This window comes from Methanoplanus endosymbiosus (genome assembly GCF_024662215.1).
Lineage (GTDB): Archaea > Halobacteriota > Methanomicrobia > Methanomicrobiales > Methanomicrobiaceae > Methanoplanus > Methanoplanus endosymbiosus.
The window spans coordinates 1,648,660-1,663,834 of sequence record NZ_CP096115.1 but is presented as its reverse complement, the minus strand read 5'-3'; the positions used below and the strand labels follow the sequence as shown (position 1 = coordinate 1,663,834).

The window sequence follows — 15,175 nt, the reverse complement described above, 5'->3', positions numbered from 1 at the left end:
TCTCCATTGTCCGGCAATAATCCGGTTTAAATTCATTCCTTCAGAAAAACGGCCTGAATCTCTTCTCTCTGGTGATCGTGGCCTTTAACTCTCATGCTCCACCGGATATACTCTGAACTGATCAGCTCAAATTCCCGGAACAACTCATTCAGTTCATTCATCTCAAAGAAATGCGTGGATATCCCGTTTCCTTTACGAAATGTATTCCTTTCAGTCTCTGCGCCCTTCCCGCATCTCAGATCGCCTCTTCCAAAATCCCTGAAATAAAACCTCCCTCCCTTACTCAGAACCCTGTATATTTCAGATGCCGCTGTCAGTCTCTCAGACTCATTAAGATGACTGATAGTATGAAATGATATTACTGCATCATATACTCCGTTCTTTGCCGGAATTGCGGTTATATCTCCGGCATAGAATTCAGCTTCCCTGCATGCCTCTGCTGCCATTCTGATGGCAGAGGTGGATATGTCCATTCCGTGGCAGGTCACTGCCTTACTGCACAGCTGAACTGCGGTCTTACCGTTCCCGCATCCGGTTTCAAGAACTCTGCTCCCTGTTTCGATCTCCGGAAGAAGATGCTGATGTCCTGCCCAGAGGTTCCCCTGCTTTTTATATGCGCTCTCCCAGGGGTTTTCTGCCTTTTTCATGAAGTACAGAAATATTCTCTTCAGGAAGTGATTATAATGCCTGATTCACAGTCGGTGATAATCGGGCACCTGTCATCCTCCCAGCCGGAGGTATCATTCCACTGCCCACAGGATTTCTGTATGTCCGCTTTGCAGGAACAATCTCTCCGACATAAGCATATGATGAGTGGCCTTTCAGGAGATTTTTAAGGCTCTCAAGTGATATTGTAAATCTCCTTCCCGATTTCATCTCAATATTAAAGGCCCGCTTATTATGTGATACCACTCCCTTTCCTTCCCTCTCGGCGAGGTGACAGCCCCATTCTCTCCTTATAGTCCAGATCTCGGCCGGCCTTCCGGATGCAAAAGTCCTCCTCAGATCTCCGGTTTTAACACCCAGCACACAACTGCCTGCATTGATCTCAATTATTTCTGTAATCCTGCCGTCTTCATCAGCTGCGCCATTTCTTCCCCGGACTGCATGCCCTGCACGGTTTATCATAGGTTATTCCTCCTCTGTTTCCTGTTATTTCCGGAGGACTACATTAATACTCGCCGTGCGCGGGGTGAATGTAAAAAGTAGTTGTTTAGTCTGTTAATTTAAATTTGGGGGTCTTATGTCTGTTATTTGAAATGTTTGTGCATTTTCTGGTTTTTTCCGCAATTTATGACTATAGTGTGCTTTAATTGCAAAAAACTCTTAATTTAGTTATATTCCTGCCATAATTCCGGGTGGTCAGATCCTCCGGCCTTCCTTTCTGTTAAATATTATATTCACTCAATAACTGATAATGACCGGATGTGGCGATGTTCTTGAGAATATGAGAATTATGGAAGGAGAGATAAGCATGCTTATTGATAAAATAAAGCCTGAAAATGTCGATCTCTTCCTCTCTGAAATGGTTAAGGAGAGAAGAATATATGTTGCAGGTGCGGGCAGGTCCGGCCTTATCGGGCGTGCCTATGCCATGCGGCTTATGCATGTGGGCCTTGAGAGCTATGTAGTCGGTGAGACAGTAACCCCGGCTATGCGGGAGGGTGATGCTGTGGTCATCTTCTCAGGTTCAGGTGAGACTAACTCGGTTGTTGATATTGCAGAGACTGCAAAGTCACTTGGCGGGTATCTCTGCCTGATAACCTCACATAAAAATTCAACAATAGGAAAGATTGCAGACTGTGTGGTTGAACTTCAGTCTCAAAACCCTCCTGAGAATGAATGGCCCAATACATTTGAGGTGAGGCAGATTACAGGCGGATATAAGTCAGTTTCTCTGCCACTTGCATCTATAGGTACTCTCTTTGAAACTTCAGCCATGATATTTTCAGATGCTGTCATATCTTCAATTATGGAGGTAAATCAGTGTGGAATTAATGATGTTATGGAAAGACTGAATAATATCCAGTAAATAAGATTTTTCCGGGAGACCGATGGATAATATTTCATGCCCTGTCTGTGGCGGAGACTGCATAAGAGCGACTGACATAATTCCGGATAACCCAATAAAAATATTTTCGCCGTGTAGCAGATGCCATGCAGACATCCGTGACAAAAGCCTCCCGCCATCAGGTGATGTACCTCAGCCGTGCCCTGGCTGTGGCAGGAGATTTATTGATGATGTTATGGCGCACTGCCATAGCATCATCTCTGAAGAGAATGGCAGTTTCAGTGCCATGCCCGTCTCTGCCGTAGGAATGCCATTGCTGTCCCCCGGAATTTTTATGCTCCGGCCACCGTTTTTAGGTCATGATTCAGTGGTGCTCTTGTCCAAAGCTGTCAGCCGCCATATCGCAGAGAGGATCTACAGTGAAGTTCCGGAGATAAAGGGAGTCATTCTTGACAGAGGTATTCTGCCCGGAATCGGCCCAAACGGAGGTGCAGCGGGCAATGAACTTATTTCCGGCTGTGATGTGAGAGGAGACATATTTCCGGTGCAGAAGAAGAAATTCATCATCTATAAGCAGCAGTCCCTCTGCCATATCGAATATCCGAAAGGCTCAAACCCAAAGATAGAGACCGTCCGGAAGAAGATTCTCCGCAATAATCCTGAAATTTTTGTAGATGCCTTCTGTGGATGCGGAACACTCGGTATTGCAGCCTCCCTCACCGGTGCTGAAAATGTCATTCTAAATGACGCATGGTACTCATCTGCGTGGTGGTCCGCCGTAAACCTCTATGCAAACCGGACACTTCTTGGAATAGATGAGGTGGTATTCAGATCTGACTTAAAAAAGTTATCAGAGACCCCTGTCATGCACCACGGTGACTCTTCAGTTGTGGTGGCTGAGGCATTTGGCGCGGACAGGGCTGTACAGGTCATACACGGTGATTACAGATCCCTCCCCGGAATAATTCCGGATGGCAAAAAAACGTCTCCTATTGCCGTATTTGATGTATTTGACAAAGAAAATACTGCCAGAACAGATGAGCTTATCCGGTGGTGGGATGGTGAGACCGGCGGTGACTCTTTTATTCCTTGAAAGATAATATTGCTGGGGACTAACCTGGGTGGTTAGGCGTCACCTGTTACCCGAAACCGCCGTTATGCGGGGGGTGATAGGTCGGGAGCGGCTTTGGCGATCTTTTTGGAACGTGCCTGCCCTGACTGCGAAGCCTTGTCCTGTGAGATCAGTGGAAAAGCATCAAAATTCCGGAGGGGATGGCGACTTTTAGCTGCGGAGACCGGTTCAGGCCCGGAAGGGAGCAGACTTACCGCAGACATCTGGTGCCCACAGGGTTGCAGGGTGGAGGAAGGGTATCACGCGAAAGAAAGACACGCGATTCCCACCCCGATCACGTCCCTTTTTTGGTGAATTTTGTGACCAAAGTTTGTATTATCGGAGCATCAGGCAAGGTGGGGCAGTTTGCTGCGTATGCAATTTCCAAGATCCCTTTTGTATCACGCCTCGTATTATTTGGCAGAGAAGGCAATGAGAACTTTCTCGAAGGCATAAAATTAGATTTTATTGACTCATTTTCGGCCCTTGGCAGGGATGTAAAGCTCTCTGCTTCGACAAATCCGGGAGATATTGAAGGTTCTGATGTTGTTATTATCACATCCGGAATTCCAAGGTCACCGGGACAGGACAGGCTGGATCTCGCAAAGCAGAATGCAAGAGTGGTGGCATACTATTCCAGACTGATTGCAGAATATGCGCCAAATGCAATCATCATGGTTGTCTCAAACCCTGTTGATGTCATGACAGCAGTTGCCCTTGAGTGTTCAGGTTTTGCGCCGTCAAGGGTATTCGGGCTTGGTACACATCTTGACTCTATGAGGCTTAAATCGTACATTGCAAATCACTTCAGTGTGCATGTAAGTGAAGTTCATACGAGGATTATCGGTGAGCATGGTGAGACTATGGTGCCTCTGTGGTCTGCAACGACAATAGGGGGTATTCAGATTCAGAATCTGCCTGAGTTTTCAAGCCTTCCAAAGGATGATTTTGTTGAATGTGTAAAGGTTGCAGGATCAGAGATTATCAATAAATGCGGTGCGACAATTTACGGTCCGGGAGAAGCCATAGCAACGATTGTAAGGACTATTCTTGGCAATGAAGACAGGATTTTGTCTGTATCTGCATATATCCGCAGTGAAGTGAATGACATTGGTGATGTCTGTATAGGCGTACCTGTAAGGATCAACCGCAAGGGTGTATTCCCTGTGCCTATAAGGATAAATGAGGAAGAGGTCTTAGGATTTCAGAGATCTGTTGACAGAATCCGGTCAATAACATCTGAGGTATTATCTGATCTTAAATCCGAGAGCGCTGAACTTGATAAGAAAAACAACGTAGTTCATAAGAATGATCTCTTATTCTGAATGAATTATTTTCCTGTAGATCTTACATTTATATCTGTCTTATCCGGAAATTTTGTTGTTTGGGTAATTTTTATTCTTAGTGGTTAGCCTTCGCTGTAGATCATTCTGTTTTCCGGATGCGGTTATCTGTTTCTATGGATTTACCCGGTTAAAATAACAATCCGTCAGATACGGTAAAGTCCGTGATAATAGAAATCTGAAAAATCCCGAAGGATTTTCTGTTAATGTTTCTGTGGAGAAATATCTCCTTTAAATTAAAAAATACTCAGGTAAGTGTTACAGATTCAATCTCTGCACTTTCAACTCCCTCAATTGCTTTGAGTGAAGCTTCTGCGTCTTCTGGTGTACCTTCACCGTCAGGAACTACAATTATCATTTTAAGTGCAGAAAGGCCAAATCCGATTGGCTCTACCTGTATGTCCTGTGTTCCCGGAAGTGTTTCTTTAATTGTTGCTTTGAGTGCTTCAAGGTCAACATCCGGTGATTCCGGCATAACTTTGAAGATGACTGCTACGTCACCCATGCTTATGGCCCCTCAAATCCACATTTCTGGCATGTGTATGGGACACTCTGGTGTCTGCATCTGTGGCATCTGTAGATGGTCTCGCGGCATTTAGGGCATTCGAATTTTGTCCAGCCCGGCTCAGAGAGCGGAGCTTTGCAGGAAGTGCATTTTTCAACTGACATTATTTTATCTCCTGAATTATCTTATAATTTCATCCTTTAAACTCTTAATAACTTCTGATAATGCGTGTCCCAAAACCGGTCCCGGTTTTCAGGAAATTCTTCAGTTTTTCAGGGTCACGTCCGTTTATTACATATACCGTTATATCATTTTTAAGGGCATAATCTACGAAAAATTCGTCCACATCGCCCGAATTTATGAATTTGCTCCCATCACTGATCTCAGTGACATATTCCCCGTCCGATCGTATTTTGTCAACAGATTTCACAAGTATCAGATCAGAACCTCTTAATCCGGCAACCCAGGCTGCAACTGAGTCTGATGTTATATCCCACGAATGGGGGAGAGGATCTTTATCATAAAGAATCCTGTAAGGGAGGAGTATCTCTAGTCCATCCTTATTTTCCGGATTAACAGTCACAGGCACACCAAAACCTGACAGGTAGAATCCAAACTGCTCCATCGCAAGTATGGCCATCCAGTGTGCAGTGTCGTCATCAGGATCAAGGCGGCGCACTATGTCGGCTGATTCGCCGCCTCCCGGAACGATGAGCGCGCCGACTCCGCTGCTCTCTATCGCCCGGATTATCTCACCTGCACATCCGGTCAGGCTTCCCCCGATCTTAATGACAGGACTTTTATCTGAAAAACCATCCATCCCGCCAGATATAATACCTGATTATGCAAATAGCTTATCCATGAGGTTAAGGTCACTCCTCCTGCTTCTGCTCTCTGCACTGCTTGTAAATTCAGGATTATGCTTTGAGATAACAGCTTTCTGTCCGGATACATGGCTCTCAGGTGAAGGGGATGAATATTTCGTGGTTGGCGGAACGGGGCCGGGAGAAGGTCTCTTTATAACTGACAATGAGGGCAGTGTCAGATTTCCGGGTGGTTCCCGTCTCTCAGGAAGCACAGTTGTAGCAATGGAGGCAGTTGCATACCGCAGTGTCTATGGCATAAATCCGGACTACGAGATCATTCCGACAGACACTTCAGTGCCTGATATGATAACTACCGGAAATTTCCGGATGGCAAACAAAGCCGATGAACTGGTTCTCGTTGATGACGGAGAGGAGGTTCAGGAGATTTACTGGCCGGGAATAGTCAGCACAGGAGAAGGCCGGGTGCATATACTGTCGGGTGGTGAATGGGACAGGAGGGTGTATTATGAGGGACAGTCCTCCTTTGAGCCTGAAACATTCTATGATACAACAATTACCGCTTTTGTCTCACCTGACTCTTCTTATGAAGTTCTTGCATCCCTGATCTCCGGTTCAGATGAGTCCATCCGTCTCAATGTCTATGAACTGGCAAAATCCAAAATTGCAGATCTGCTCTCCAAAAGATCATCCGCAGGTGTGGATGTGAAGGTGCTGCTTGAGGGTTCTCCTGTTGGCGGGGTCTCAGACTCTGAATACGCGGCAGTGAATGTTGTGCAGAATTCCGGCGGAGAAGTGAGGATGATGCTGACCGAAAACAGAGATTCTCATGCACCATACAGGTATGACCACGCCAAATATCTGGTCTCTGACGGGGAGAGTGTACTGGTTGCCAGTGAGAACTTCGGTGAGACAGGTTTTCCGGAGACCGGGTACAATGGCAACCGTGGCTGGGGCATTGTAGTTGATGATGCGGGGGTCTCGGACTACTTTGATGAGGTATTTACATATGACTTCAGCGGGGGCTGGTCAGGGCCGCCTGAGGGGGAGACGGGCATCTTTGAGGAGACCGATTCATCAGGATATTATGGCACATATAATTCCGTCTTCAGACCGCAGACATTTGACGGTGTAACCGTCACACCTGTAATCTCTCCTGATACAAGTTATCTGATACAGGATATGATCTCAGGTGCAGAAGAGTCGGTTGATATTGAGCAGGCGTACATCAAAAACTGGTCTTCCGGCAAAAACCCATACCTTGAAGAGGCGATAGATGCTGCAAGAAGGGGCGCTTCTGTCAGGATAATTCTGGATTCATATTACTACAATGTTGATGGAGATGATGATAATGACGAGATGGCTGCATATATCAACTCTGTTGCAGATGCGGAGTCTTTACAGCTTGAGGCCAGGCTTTTAAAATCCGGTTCCGGGATGCCTGTTAAGCTTCACAACAAAGGGGTTATTGTTGACTCTGAGGCTGTGCTGATAAGCTCGGTGAACTGGAATGAAAATTCCCCTCAGATGAACCGTGAAGCAGGAATTATTGCTGAAGGGACTGGTATTGCCGGATATTACAGGGATGTCTTCGATCATGACTGGGATTTTACCGGAGAGGTCGCGACAGCTCCGGGCGGGAATACTTTTGGCGGGGTCTCATCCGGAAATCAGGGCATTACAGTTCTGTTGTTTCAGAAACAGAATGTGGCGCTCCTGCTGATTGTTCTTCTTATAGTGCTGTATGTTGTCAGAAAAAGAAGTTGATCTCTGGGTATCTGCAGGGCTGAATATTCTGTCCGGATTTATAACGTTGGTCCGGAGTATTATATTCAGAACAATTGCATCTGCTCAGTAGTAATAGGACTGGATTTTTATTATCTCGGATGAGTCCTTTGCCTGTGCATATTCGTCAAGCGGTTCTTTATTGACCTCTAAAAACCTCAGTCCCCATCCGAATTTTGCAAGTATTGTCTCTGCCTGATCCTTCTCTCCAAGTATATACAGAGCTGCGGCAAGGGCTTCAACTGAGTTTAACATAAACGGCCTCCCGAAATGTCCGGGGTTTGCCGCAACCAGAAACGGTAGCGCCCTTCTTCTCTTCCAGCCTTCAAGTTCTGATGTATTCAGAACCTCCCATGAACAGTCCAGCACTGTAAGGGAGGGTGCGATTCTGTCTGCCGGAGATATGGCCTGTTCAGCTGTCGGGTCAAGGACTATTGTCGATTTTGGGATCTTTTTCATCGCCGGAAATACCCTTATAAGGCCCGCACGCTGGAGTTTCTTCACTGAACATACCTTTGGGTCACAGGAATTGTCCCGCCATGCAAAAAGCGGCATTGTCATAATTATGTATCACCAGACTTTATTGATGTATATTCTGGTCTGCCCCTGCATAATAAATCCTTCTCTGAGAGCGAATGGCATTACGAGCGCTGAGGATGTAAGGATATTTTCACGCTGCCTTAAGAGATGTGAGTCTTTTGGCATTGAGACTGTGCCTCTGCCATGCCCTGAGACTGAATATCTGGGCCTGGGAAGGGAACCGACAAACTTCTCCGAGTCGCTTAACAATGCTGAATTTTCTGAAATTCTTGATGAGAGGGAGAAGGATGTCCGTGAAATTATACGGGGCAGAGGCTTGCCGCTCTTCATTCTCGGCGTTGATTCATCGCCGTCATGCGGGGTTGATATGACATATTACAGTGACATAAAAATCCCCGGAAGGGGAGCGTTTTTATCACGTTTTCCTGATATCCCTGCCATTGATGTGAAGGAATTTGCAGAGTACAGAATATATCTTGCAGCCCCTCTCTTCTCACAGGCGGAGCAGGAGTTCAATCTGAAGGTTGCAAAAATTCTCCGGGATAACTATTGTGAGGTCTTCCTCCCGCAGGAGCACGGGGATGATGGAGAAGAGCGTGCTGATGAGAGAATGAGAATAATATTTGAGAGAAATCTCTCAGCCCTTGAGGAGTCTGACATTGTGGTGGCTGTAATTGATGGTGCAGATGCAGACTCCGGCACTGCCTGGGAGATGGGTTATGCCTATGCAAAGGGCAAAAAGGTAATATCGCTCAGAACAGATTTCAGGACTGTCGGGGATTGTGAGCTTGTAAATCTCATGCTTGAAGAGTCTTCTGCTGTTGTGTCACATCCGGAGGATATTCTCCGTATTATCATGCCGGCTTTAAACCTGAATGGTTGAGCAGAAAGAAGGGTCATTTGTAAAGCTGGGTTCTGAATGCTTTGATTTGTGCTTATTCTCCTTTTATCTCTGTTTTGATTATTTTTCCGGTGTATTCCTGTTACTCCGGAGAATTTTCCTTCCCGGTTTATCTGCATATATAACAAATATTATCTGTTATTCGATCTATTTTCTCTTCAGGCAGTATGGATATCTTATCTGCAAAAAAAATGGTGCTCTCTAAGGATTCCAGATGGATAGTTTTTATCATAGTGCTGACTATGCTTGCATTTGTTGTAAATTATTATTCCTATTTCTATGATATTACTGATTCAGCCTCAAATCTCTTTCTGCTGCCGATTATTATTGCAGCATTTTACTACCGGAAAAAAGGCTTTATTTTCTCACTTGTTATTATCTCCCTTTTCCTGACAATGCTGAGTATTATTGATCCTGACCCTTATCTGGTTATAAATACCGGGGATAATGCAATTATCATGGTCGGTGTAGCCGGAATTGTGACTCTGGTGTCATTAGCACTCGGAAGAAGTGAGAATAAATACAGGCTCTTATTCGAGACTTCGCCCTCCCCGCTTATAACCATTCTTCCGGGGGGGAATGTCTCTGAAGTCAACCGTAAATTTACGGAAATGTTTGGTTATACGGCTGACGAGATTGCCGGAGAGGAATTTAAGAACCTCTCTTTTATCCCGGATGAATGTAAGGATGTTGCATCAGGGCTTACAAGCAGTTTTAAGGAAAATTCCGAGGAGGAATTTATCAATATTGTCTCAAAAAATGGTGTTCTCCATTTTTGCAAGGCTTTCTCTGCATCGCTTTACAGTGATGACGGAAAAAATGAGGGTTTTATTGTCTCACTGACTGATATTACCGAAAACATTACTGCACAGAGAAAGATTGAGACATCACTTAGGGAGAAGGAGACTCTCCTAAAGGAGGTTCATCACCGTGTTAAAAATAATCTCCAGATCATTGTGGCGATGATAAGCCTTCAGATCCGAAGGACTGATGACTATGATACCGTCCGCATCTTAAGGGATTTCAGAAACCGTGTCTATACTATGGCAAGGGTGCATGAAAATCTCTACCAGTCAGAGAGCCTCTCAGCAATAAACGTGAAAAATTTCCTCAGAACTCTTGGCAGGGATGTTATCGTCCAGTACACGCTTCCGGACAGAAACATCGGCCTTGTGGTTGATGTTGAAGGTGATCCTGAGATGGATCTGGATATGATCATTCCCCTTGCATTAATTACAAATGAACTGATGACAAACTCTTTAAAATATGCTTTCTCTGAGGGTGAAACAGGAGATATAAATCTCTCATTTTCAGAGGAGAATAATGAGTATTTTGTGTACCGTTATTCTGATAATGGCACAATAAACAGGGATTTGATCTTTAATCAGGAGAAATCAGGCCTTGGTATGAAGATAATAACGTCACTTGTTGATCAGTTAAATGGTGACTTTGATATAACGCCTGACTATAAGGAAATTATCATTAAATTTCCAAATAAGATATATTACAGCAACAGCCAGCCCCAGGGGTGAGATACGATAAACAACAGAAAGATACTTGTGGTTGAGGATTCAGGTCTTGTAGCACTTGAGATAAGGGAGACTCTTGAGGGCCTTGGCTATCAGGTTGTCGGAGAGGCAAAGACAGGGAGGCAGGCGGTTGAGCTTGCGGGCCGGACTCAGCCGGATATTGTTCTGATGGATATTATCCTTCAGGGGGATATGGATGGTATTGAGGCAGCTGACAGGATATACTCTCTGTATAATATCCCTGTTATCTACCTCACCTCACATTCGGATGATTCCACGCTTAAAAGGGCACTGAAGACAAATGCCTTTGGTTATATTTTAAAGCCGTTCAATGACAGGGAGCTGTACAGCAACATTGAGATGACCCTTCATAAGCACAGGGTTATGAAGAATGTTGAACCTGAGGAAGTCGTTGACTCAACCCTCAACTTTGTCTCTGATGCTGTTATATCCATAGAGAGTGATGGTTCGGTTACAAGAATTAATCCTGCGGCTGAAGCACTTACAGGATGGAGCCGTGAGGAGACGATTGGCAGGGATTTCTTCTCTGTATTTGATCTTGACAGAGATAGGATTGAAGAGGTCATGATCTCCCTAAGGAAGGAATCGGGGGATGATAAGTCACTTCTCTCCTGGATTGACGGGCTGAAATTTCTGGCAAAAAGTGGCAAAAAAATAGATGTTGCACTTAATATTGGTTTTGTTCCGGGTTCTAAATGGAGGGATGACGAATACTTCATTTTACTGGTGCCCGGAGATTCGATAATCAATCTCTCATCAAGGGAGTCCAAACTTGAAAAATATTACCGGCTTGTGACGGATGCTATCCACGAACCTGTCTGTTTAATTGATTCCTCTCTGAAAATTATTGTATATAATAAGGCTTTTGGAGCTTTTTCCAGGCTTATGGGTGTTAATCAGAGGGATTTTGACAAGCCTGTATATGATCTTCTGCCAACTTCGGTATTTGGTGGGAAATATGATCTTATTGAGTCTTTCAGGACCGGAAGTACGTTTGTCAGGGAGAGGACACTCAATACCGGAGAGGGCAACCGCTATCTCACCATTGAGTCTATACCAATATCTGATAATTCCGGTGTGACCCATATTGCTGTCATTGTCACCGATTATACTTTCAGGACAGATATGGAGGACAGAACAAGGATTCTTAGCGAAAATGTCGATGAGTACAGCAGGAATATGGAGGAGATCGCAGATCTATGCACTAAAATTAAAGGTCCTTTGGGTCATATCAGGAGGATTTCTGAGATGAATAAATCATTTTATTCAAAGGATGTCCTTAAGTCCTGTAATGAAATAGGTGATATTCTCTTTGATATTGATATGATGTGGCTTAAATATGAGAATATTAAAAAATTCTTCGAATATAAGACTGAGTCACTGGTTAGTAATGAAAGTGAGAAGAGGCTCGATAAAATTGATGAATCATAGATTATATCGCATGCTGTTAAACATCTTCTGTGCTTATGCGTGATCTGAATTTACAGTTCCTTTCTCTGTGCAGTCATATTTTTTCTCAGCCGGATGATGCGGCATGACTTAAATTTTAACGTGGAATGTTGCCGTAAATTTCATGCTGATCTCTTTTTAGTGCGCGTGATTAAGATTTCGGATTTCATTTAATCTGATTGAATCTGCATATTCTGTCTTATTTTATGATAATATCATCTAATTTTACAGAGTTTGTATTCTGAGGATATCTATATATGGTGTGTGGTGTTGTCTGATGGAATATTGTGTTTAGGCCTTAAATATTGAATTGGTTCAATAAATTCATTTTTTAGATGGTTGTGCGACATATCCTGAGATTGCTGCTACCACAAAGGTTAAATGCTGTATTTTCAAATCTATGTTTTGTAGGATATGTTTCATTTCGGATTATCTGAGAATTCAGGCTTTCTAAAACCTATGGATCACAATGATCTCCTTGAGCGTGACGAATACCCGTCTGGTTACCATACCAGTATATATCAGGATTACTCCTCTTCTATGAAATACGGTACAAAGGAGATCAGAATGATGGTTTTGGAACGCGATGAGGCAGACTGAAGTTCCTGCCTCTAAATTTTAGCCCGCAAATTGAAAAAGGAAAGTAAAACCCAATCGGTGATGGCTGTTCTTCCATCATCCCCCAAATCTTTCCCGAAATTTACAATATTATTTCCATAAACTGTATGCCTGTTTATGGGGTGCTGTCTGAATGTTATACTCTCTCAGGCAGGTTCAGTTCCTGGTGACTAAGTAATTTTCAGCCTTTTTTTGATAAAATTTCTGTGAGATTATATATTATTTATTAATTTGGGCAACAGCCTCTAAAGGATTTAATTATTTTTCATTGCTCACATACCCTTATCTCTCTCATGAGTTCCTAACCAGTCTTATAGGGGAGGAACTAACCCGCTGGACAGGCTGTTCTCCTTATGCGGGGCGGAATATCAGCCTGGGCAGTTCCTGAACACTTTAAATACTCTCAATGAAGAGAGTTCACTAATACAGATGTCTCTATTATCCCATACATTTCATAATGCTGAATGGCTCCAAAAATCCGGCATGGTTGCAGCTATTGTCCTGTTAATATGCTCTCTGGTATGCCTCCCGGTGAATGCTGCAGTTCCCTCTGTAAATGACAGTTCCGGTTTCGGTCTGACTGATATCGAGAAATTTTTTGACGAGGCAGTACCGGTGGGGCTGGCGAAATACAACATCCCCGGTGCAACGGTCTCTGCTGTACAGGATGGCGAACTGGTCTTCACAAAAGGTTACGGCTATTCAGATATTGCAGGCAAAAGTCCTGTCATTTCTGATGAAACACTCTTTCATATCGGTTCAATAACCAAACTCTTCACCTGGACATCTATAATGCAGCTTGTTGAGGATGGTGTCATTGACCTCGATGCAGATGTCAACATATATCTCAGGGATTTTTCCATTCCGGATACCTATCCCGGTGAACCCATAACAATGCGGGATTTGATGACACATTCTGCCGGTTTTGAGGACTCCGAGGTTCATATGTCTGTTGCTGATGCAGATGACCTTTACTCTTTCAGGGTATATTGCAGAGATAATATCCCGGCAAGGGTCTATCCTCCGGGCACAGTAACCTCATACTCAAATTACGGCACAGCACTTGCGGCTGTCATCATTGAGGATGTCACCGGCACACCCTATAAAAGTTACGTGACCGATAATATCCTACATCCTCTTGGGATGAATGATACGGTCATATCCTATCCTCTATCACCTGAATATGATGTACTTACCTCTTCCGGATATCATTTTGAGGGAGGGAAAAATGTGGCTGTTCCGGATACGGTCTTTACCATAGGGCCGGCAGGGACGATAAGTTCCACAGCGACAGATATGGCGAAATTCATCTCAGTCCATATGGAGAACGGCACATGGCATGGTGCAGAGATACTCTCCGGAGATACTGCTGCTCTTATGCACTCGCCTGCCTTTTCAAACGATCCGAGGGTCAGCAGTATGTGCCTTGGATTTTATGAAACCCGGCTGAATGGTGAGAGATTCATCAGCCACGGCGGGGATACGGACACTTTCCATTCCCTTATTGCCATAAATCCGGATAAAAAGGCCGGGTTCTTTGTCTCCTACAATAGCCCCGGAGGTAATCAGGCGAGAAACGATCTCATGATGGCGTTTGCGGACAATTACTGGCTGGCAGAGGAGGGTGCTGATGAAACATTGAGCGAATCTGAATCCTCCCTTCAGAAGTATGCAGGAACTTATCAGTCAACCAGGCACAATTACAGGACTTTTGAATATTACATCTCACCGCCCGATCAGACGGAGGTCATAGCGGGAGATAACAATTCAATCTATATGCTGCGTGGCGGCAACCCTCCGGCTGAATACACCGCAGTGGCACCTGGAGTTTTTGCCCTCTCCGGCGGTGAGAAGTCATTCTCCGGCAACTTGGTCTTCCGTGAGGATGAGAATGGCAATGTGGAATTCATGTGCCTTGAGAATATTCCGGTATTTGCATTTGAGCGTGTGGACTGGTATGAAACTACTCCGTTTACTGACTGGGTGGCAAATATGGGACTTATTCTTATTCTGACTGCTTTGATCTGGCCTGTTATGGCAGAGTGCAGGCGGACGTACGGCAATGCAGATGGTAATTCTGTGATGAGTGATACGGATGAACCGGAGAAGGAAAACGGGCAGAAGAGCCTCTGTGATGCATTGCCTTTCTATGCACGTCTGACAGCCGGAACTGCATCCATTCTCTTCATTGTCTTTATTATCTTCATCATCCCTTCGGTGGTGGGCAGTGGTGAAATAATCATATCATATGCAGAAGGCATGACAGTTCCTGCTGCCCTGGCAGCTGCTCTGACAGTTTCTCTCATTGCATCATTACTCTCGGTAATTGCAGCTCTCTTTATAATTCCGGTCTGGACGAAACGCTGGTGGAGTCTCTGGCAGAGGGTGCACTACACCATAGTTGTCATTGGACTCCTGATGCTGGTATGGTGGGTTAATTACTGGAATCTCTTTGTATTCAGGCTTTAGTTCCTATGTTATTTTAAAAATTATAGGGCATGGAATGGTGCAGTTTGTCCTGTAAAAAAATAACTCTCT

Annotated in this window: 15 protein-coding genes and 1 other RNA gene; 10 read left to right on the top strand and 6 right to left on the bottom strand. The window is 44.5% G+C overall.

Going from position 1 to position 15,175, the window contains the following annotated elements; genetic code table 11:
* Positions 1-32 precede the first annotated feature (32 nt).
* Together L6E24_RS07315 and L6E24_RS07310 are read right to left on the bottom strand one after the other, a co-directional pair.
* A complete protein-coding gene (locus L6E24_RS07315) occupies positions 33-647 on the bottom strand; it encodes a class I SAM-dependent methyltransferase (RefSeq protein ID WP_257741338.1) in 615 nt (204 codons plus the stop codon).
* 31 nt (positions 648-678) lie between these two features.
* On the bottom strand, positions 679-1,128 hold the full coding sequence (locus L6E24_RS07310) for a hypothetical protein (protein WP_257741337.1): 450 nt from the start codon (positions 1,126-1,128) through the stop codon (positions 679-681).
* A 289-nt stretch (positions 1,129-1,417) separates the two neighbouring features.
* On the opposite strand from L6E24_RS07310, the gene hxlB reads away from it, so the two are divergent.
* From hxlB to L6E24_RS07290, 4 genes are all read left to right on the top strand, one after another.
* Positions 1,418-2,032 (top strand): 6-phospho-3-hexuloisomerase, encoded by a 615-nt coding sequence (hxlB, locus tag L6E24_RS07305; RefSeq protein ID WP_257741336.1) that lies wholly within the window; start codon positions 1,418-1,420, stop codon positions 2,030-2,032.
* A gap of 22 nt (positions 2,033-2,054) precedes the next feature.
* Positions 2,055-3,104, top strand: a complete 1,050-nt coding sequence (locus L6E24_RS07300) for a hypothetical protein (protein ID WP_257741335.1) — start codon at positions 2,055-2,057, stop codon at positions 3,102-3,104.
* A 12-nt stretch (positions 3,105-3,116) separates the two neighbouring features.
* An RNA gene (gene ffs / locus L6E24_RS07295) (signal recognition particle sRNA) lies at positions 3,117-3,429 on the top strand.
* A 13-nt stretch (positions 3,430-3,442) separates the two neighbouring features.
* Positions 3,443-4,447 (top strand): malate dehydrogenase, encoded by a 1,005-nt coding sequence (locus L6E24_RS07290; protein WP_257741334.1) that lies wholly within the window; start codon positions 3,443-3,445, stop codon positions 4,445-4,447.
* Between the two features lie 265 nt (positions 4,448-4,712).
* On the opposite strand, the gene L6E24_RS07285 is transcribed toward L6E24_RS07290, so the two are convergent.
* The 3 genes from L6E24_RS07285 to L6E24_RS07275 are packed head-to-tail and all read right to left on the bottom strand — an operon-like array spanning position 4,713 to position 5,790.
* Complete coding sequence (locus tag L6E24_RS07285; protein WP_257741333.1) at positions 4,713-4,970, bottom strand: elongation factor 1-beta; 258 nt, start codon at positions 4,968-4,970, stop codon at positions 4,713-4,715.
* A gap of 2 nt (positions 4,971-4,972) precedes the next feature.
* On the bottom strand, positions 4,973-5,134 hold the full coding sequence (locus L6E24_RS07280; protein ID WP_257741332.1) for a zinc finger domain-containing protein: 162 nt from the start codon (positions 5,132-5,134) through the stop codon (positions 4,973-4,975).
* 44 nt (positions 5,135-5,178) lie between these two features.
* Positions 5,179-5,790 (bottom strand): amino acid kinase family protein, encoded by a 612-nt coding sequence (locus L6E24_RS07275; protein ID WP_257741331.1) that lies wholly within the window; start codon positions 5,788-5,790, stop codon positions 5,179-5,181.
* Between L6E24_RS07275 and L6E24_RS07270 the strand changes: the two genes are divergently transcribed.
* A complete protein-coding gene (locus tag L6E24_RS07270; protein WP_257741330.1) occupies positions 5,759-7,561 on the top strand; it encodes a phospholipase D-like domain-containing protein in 1,803 nt (600 codons plus the stop codon). The two genes, L6E24_RS07275 and L6E24_RS07270, sit on opposite strands and share 32 nt — an antisense overlap.
* Before the next feature lie 84 nt (positions 7,562-7,645).
* Here the strand turns inward: L6E24_RS07270 and L6E24_RS07265 are convergent, their stop codons facing one another.
* Complete coding sequence (locus tag L6E24_RS07265; RefSeq protein ID WP_257741329.1) at positions 7,646-8,140, bottom strand: DUF367 family protein; 495 nt, start codon at positions 8,138-8,140, stop codon at positions 7,646-7,648.
* Positions 8,141-8,165: 25 nt separating this feature from the next.
* Here L6E24_RS07265 and L6E24_RS07260 point away from each other — a divergent pair, with 25 nt between their 5' ends.
* The 5 genes from L6E24_RS07260 to L6E24_RS07240 all read left to right on the top strand — a co-directional run bounded on the left by L6E24_RS07260 (position 8,166) and on the right by L6E24_RS07240 (position 15,106).
* On the top strand, positions 8,166-9,002 hold the full coding sequence (locus tag L6E24_RS07260; protein WP_257741328.1) for a nucleoside 2-deoxyribosyltransferase: 837 nt from the start codon (positions 8,166-8,168) through the stop codon (positions 9,000-9,002).
* Between the two features lie 185 nt (positions 9,003-9,187).
* Complete coding sequence (locus tag L6E24_RS07255; RefSeq protein ID WP_257741327.1) at positions 9,188-10,552, top strand: sensor histidine kinase; 1,365 nt, start codon at positions 9,188-9,190, stop codon at positions 10,550-10,552.
* Between the two features lie 27 nt (positions 10,553-10,579).
* Positions 10,580-12,001, top strand: a complete 1,422-nt coding sequence (locus tag L6E24_RS07250) for a response regulator (protein WP_257741326.1) — start codon at positions 10,580-10,582, stop codon at positions 11,999-12,001.
* Positions 12,002-12,478: 477 nt separating this feature from the next.
* Positions 12,479-12,619: a hypothetical protein gene (locus L6E24_RS07245; RefSeq protein ID WP_257741325.1), complete on the top strand. Its 141-nt coding sequence runs from the start codon at positions 12,479-12,481 to the stop codon at positions 12,617-12,619.
* 447 nt (positions 12,620-13,066) lie between these two features.
* The gene (locus L6E24_RS07240; RefSeq protein WP_257741324.1) at positions 13,067-15,106 is read left to right on the top strand and encodes a serine hydrolase domain-containing protein; all 2,040 of its coding nucleotides are present in this window, start codon (positions 13,067-13,069) and stop codon (positions 15,104-15,106) included.
* The last annotated feature ends 69 nt before the right edge of the window (positions 15,107-15,175 follow it).

Excerpts from the sequence above, each read along its gene's own strand:
- L6E24_RS07315 (WP_257741338.1), bottom strand. The coding sequence starts at position 647 with ATGAAAAAGGCAGAAAACCCCTGGGAGAGCGCATATAAAAAGCAGGGG.
- L6E24_RS07310 (WP_257741337.1), bottom strand. The coding sequence starts at position 1,128 with ATGATAAACCGTGCAGGGCATGCAGTCCGGGGAAGAAATGGCGCAGCT.
- hxlB (WP_257741336.1), top strand. The coding sequence starts at position 1,418 with ATGACCGGATGTGGCGATGTTCTTGAGAATATGAGAATTATGGAAGGA.
- L6E24_RS07300 (WP_257741335.1), top strand. The coding sequence starts at position 2,055 with ATGGATAATATTTCATGCCCTGTCTGTGGCGGAGACTGCATAAGAGCG.
- L6E24_RS07285 (WP_257741333.1), bottom strand. The coding sequence starts at position 4,970 with ATGGGTGACGTAGCAGTCATCTTCAAAGTTATGCCGGAATCACCGGAT.
- L6E24_RS07280 (WP_257741332.1), bottom strand. The coding sequence starts at position 5,134 with ATGTCAGTTGAAAAATGCACTTCCTGCAAAGCTCCGCTCTCTGAGCCG.
- L6E24_RS07270 (WP_257741330.1), top strand. The coding sequence starts at position 5,759 with ATGACAGGACTTTTATCTGAAAAACCATCCATCCCGCCAGATATAATA.
- L6E24_RS07275 (WP_257741331.1), bottom strand. The coding sequence starts at position 5,790 with ATGGATGGTTTTTCAGATAAAAGTCCTGTCATTAAGATCGGGGGAAGC.
- L6E24_RS07265 (WP_257741329.1), bottom strand. The coding sequence starts at position 8,140 with ATGACAATGCCGCTTTTTGCATGGCGGGACAATTCCTGTGACCCAAAG.
- L6E24_RS07260 (WP_257741328.1), top strand. The coding sequence starts at position 8,166 with ATGTATATTCTGGTCTGCCCCTGCATAATAAATCCTTCTCTGAGAGCG.
- L6E24_RS07255 (WP_257741327.1), top strand. The coding sequence starts at position 9,188 with ATGGATATCTTATCTGCAAAAAAAATGGTGCTCTCTAAGGATTCCAGA.
- L6E24_RS07245 (WP_257741325.1), top strand. The coding sequence starts at position 12,479 with ATGGATCACAATGATCTCCTTGAGCGTGACGAATACCCGTCTGGTTAC.
- L6E24_RS07240 (WP_257741324.1), top strand. The coding sequence starts at position 13,067 with ATGTCTCTATTATCCCATACATTTCATAATGCTGAATGGCTCCAAAAA.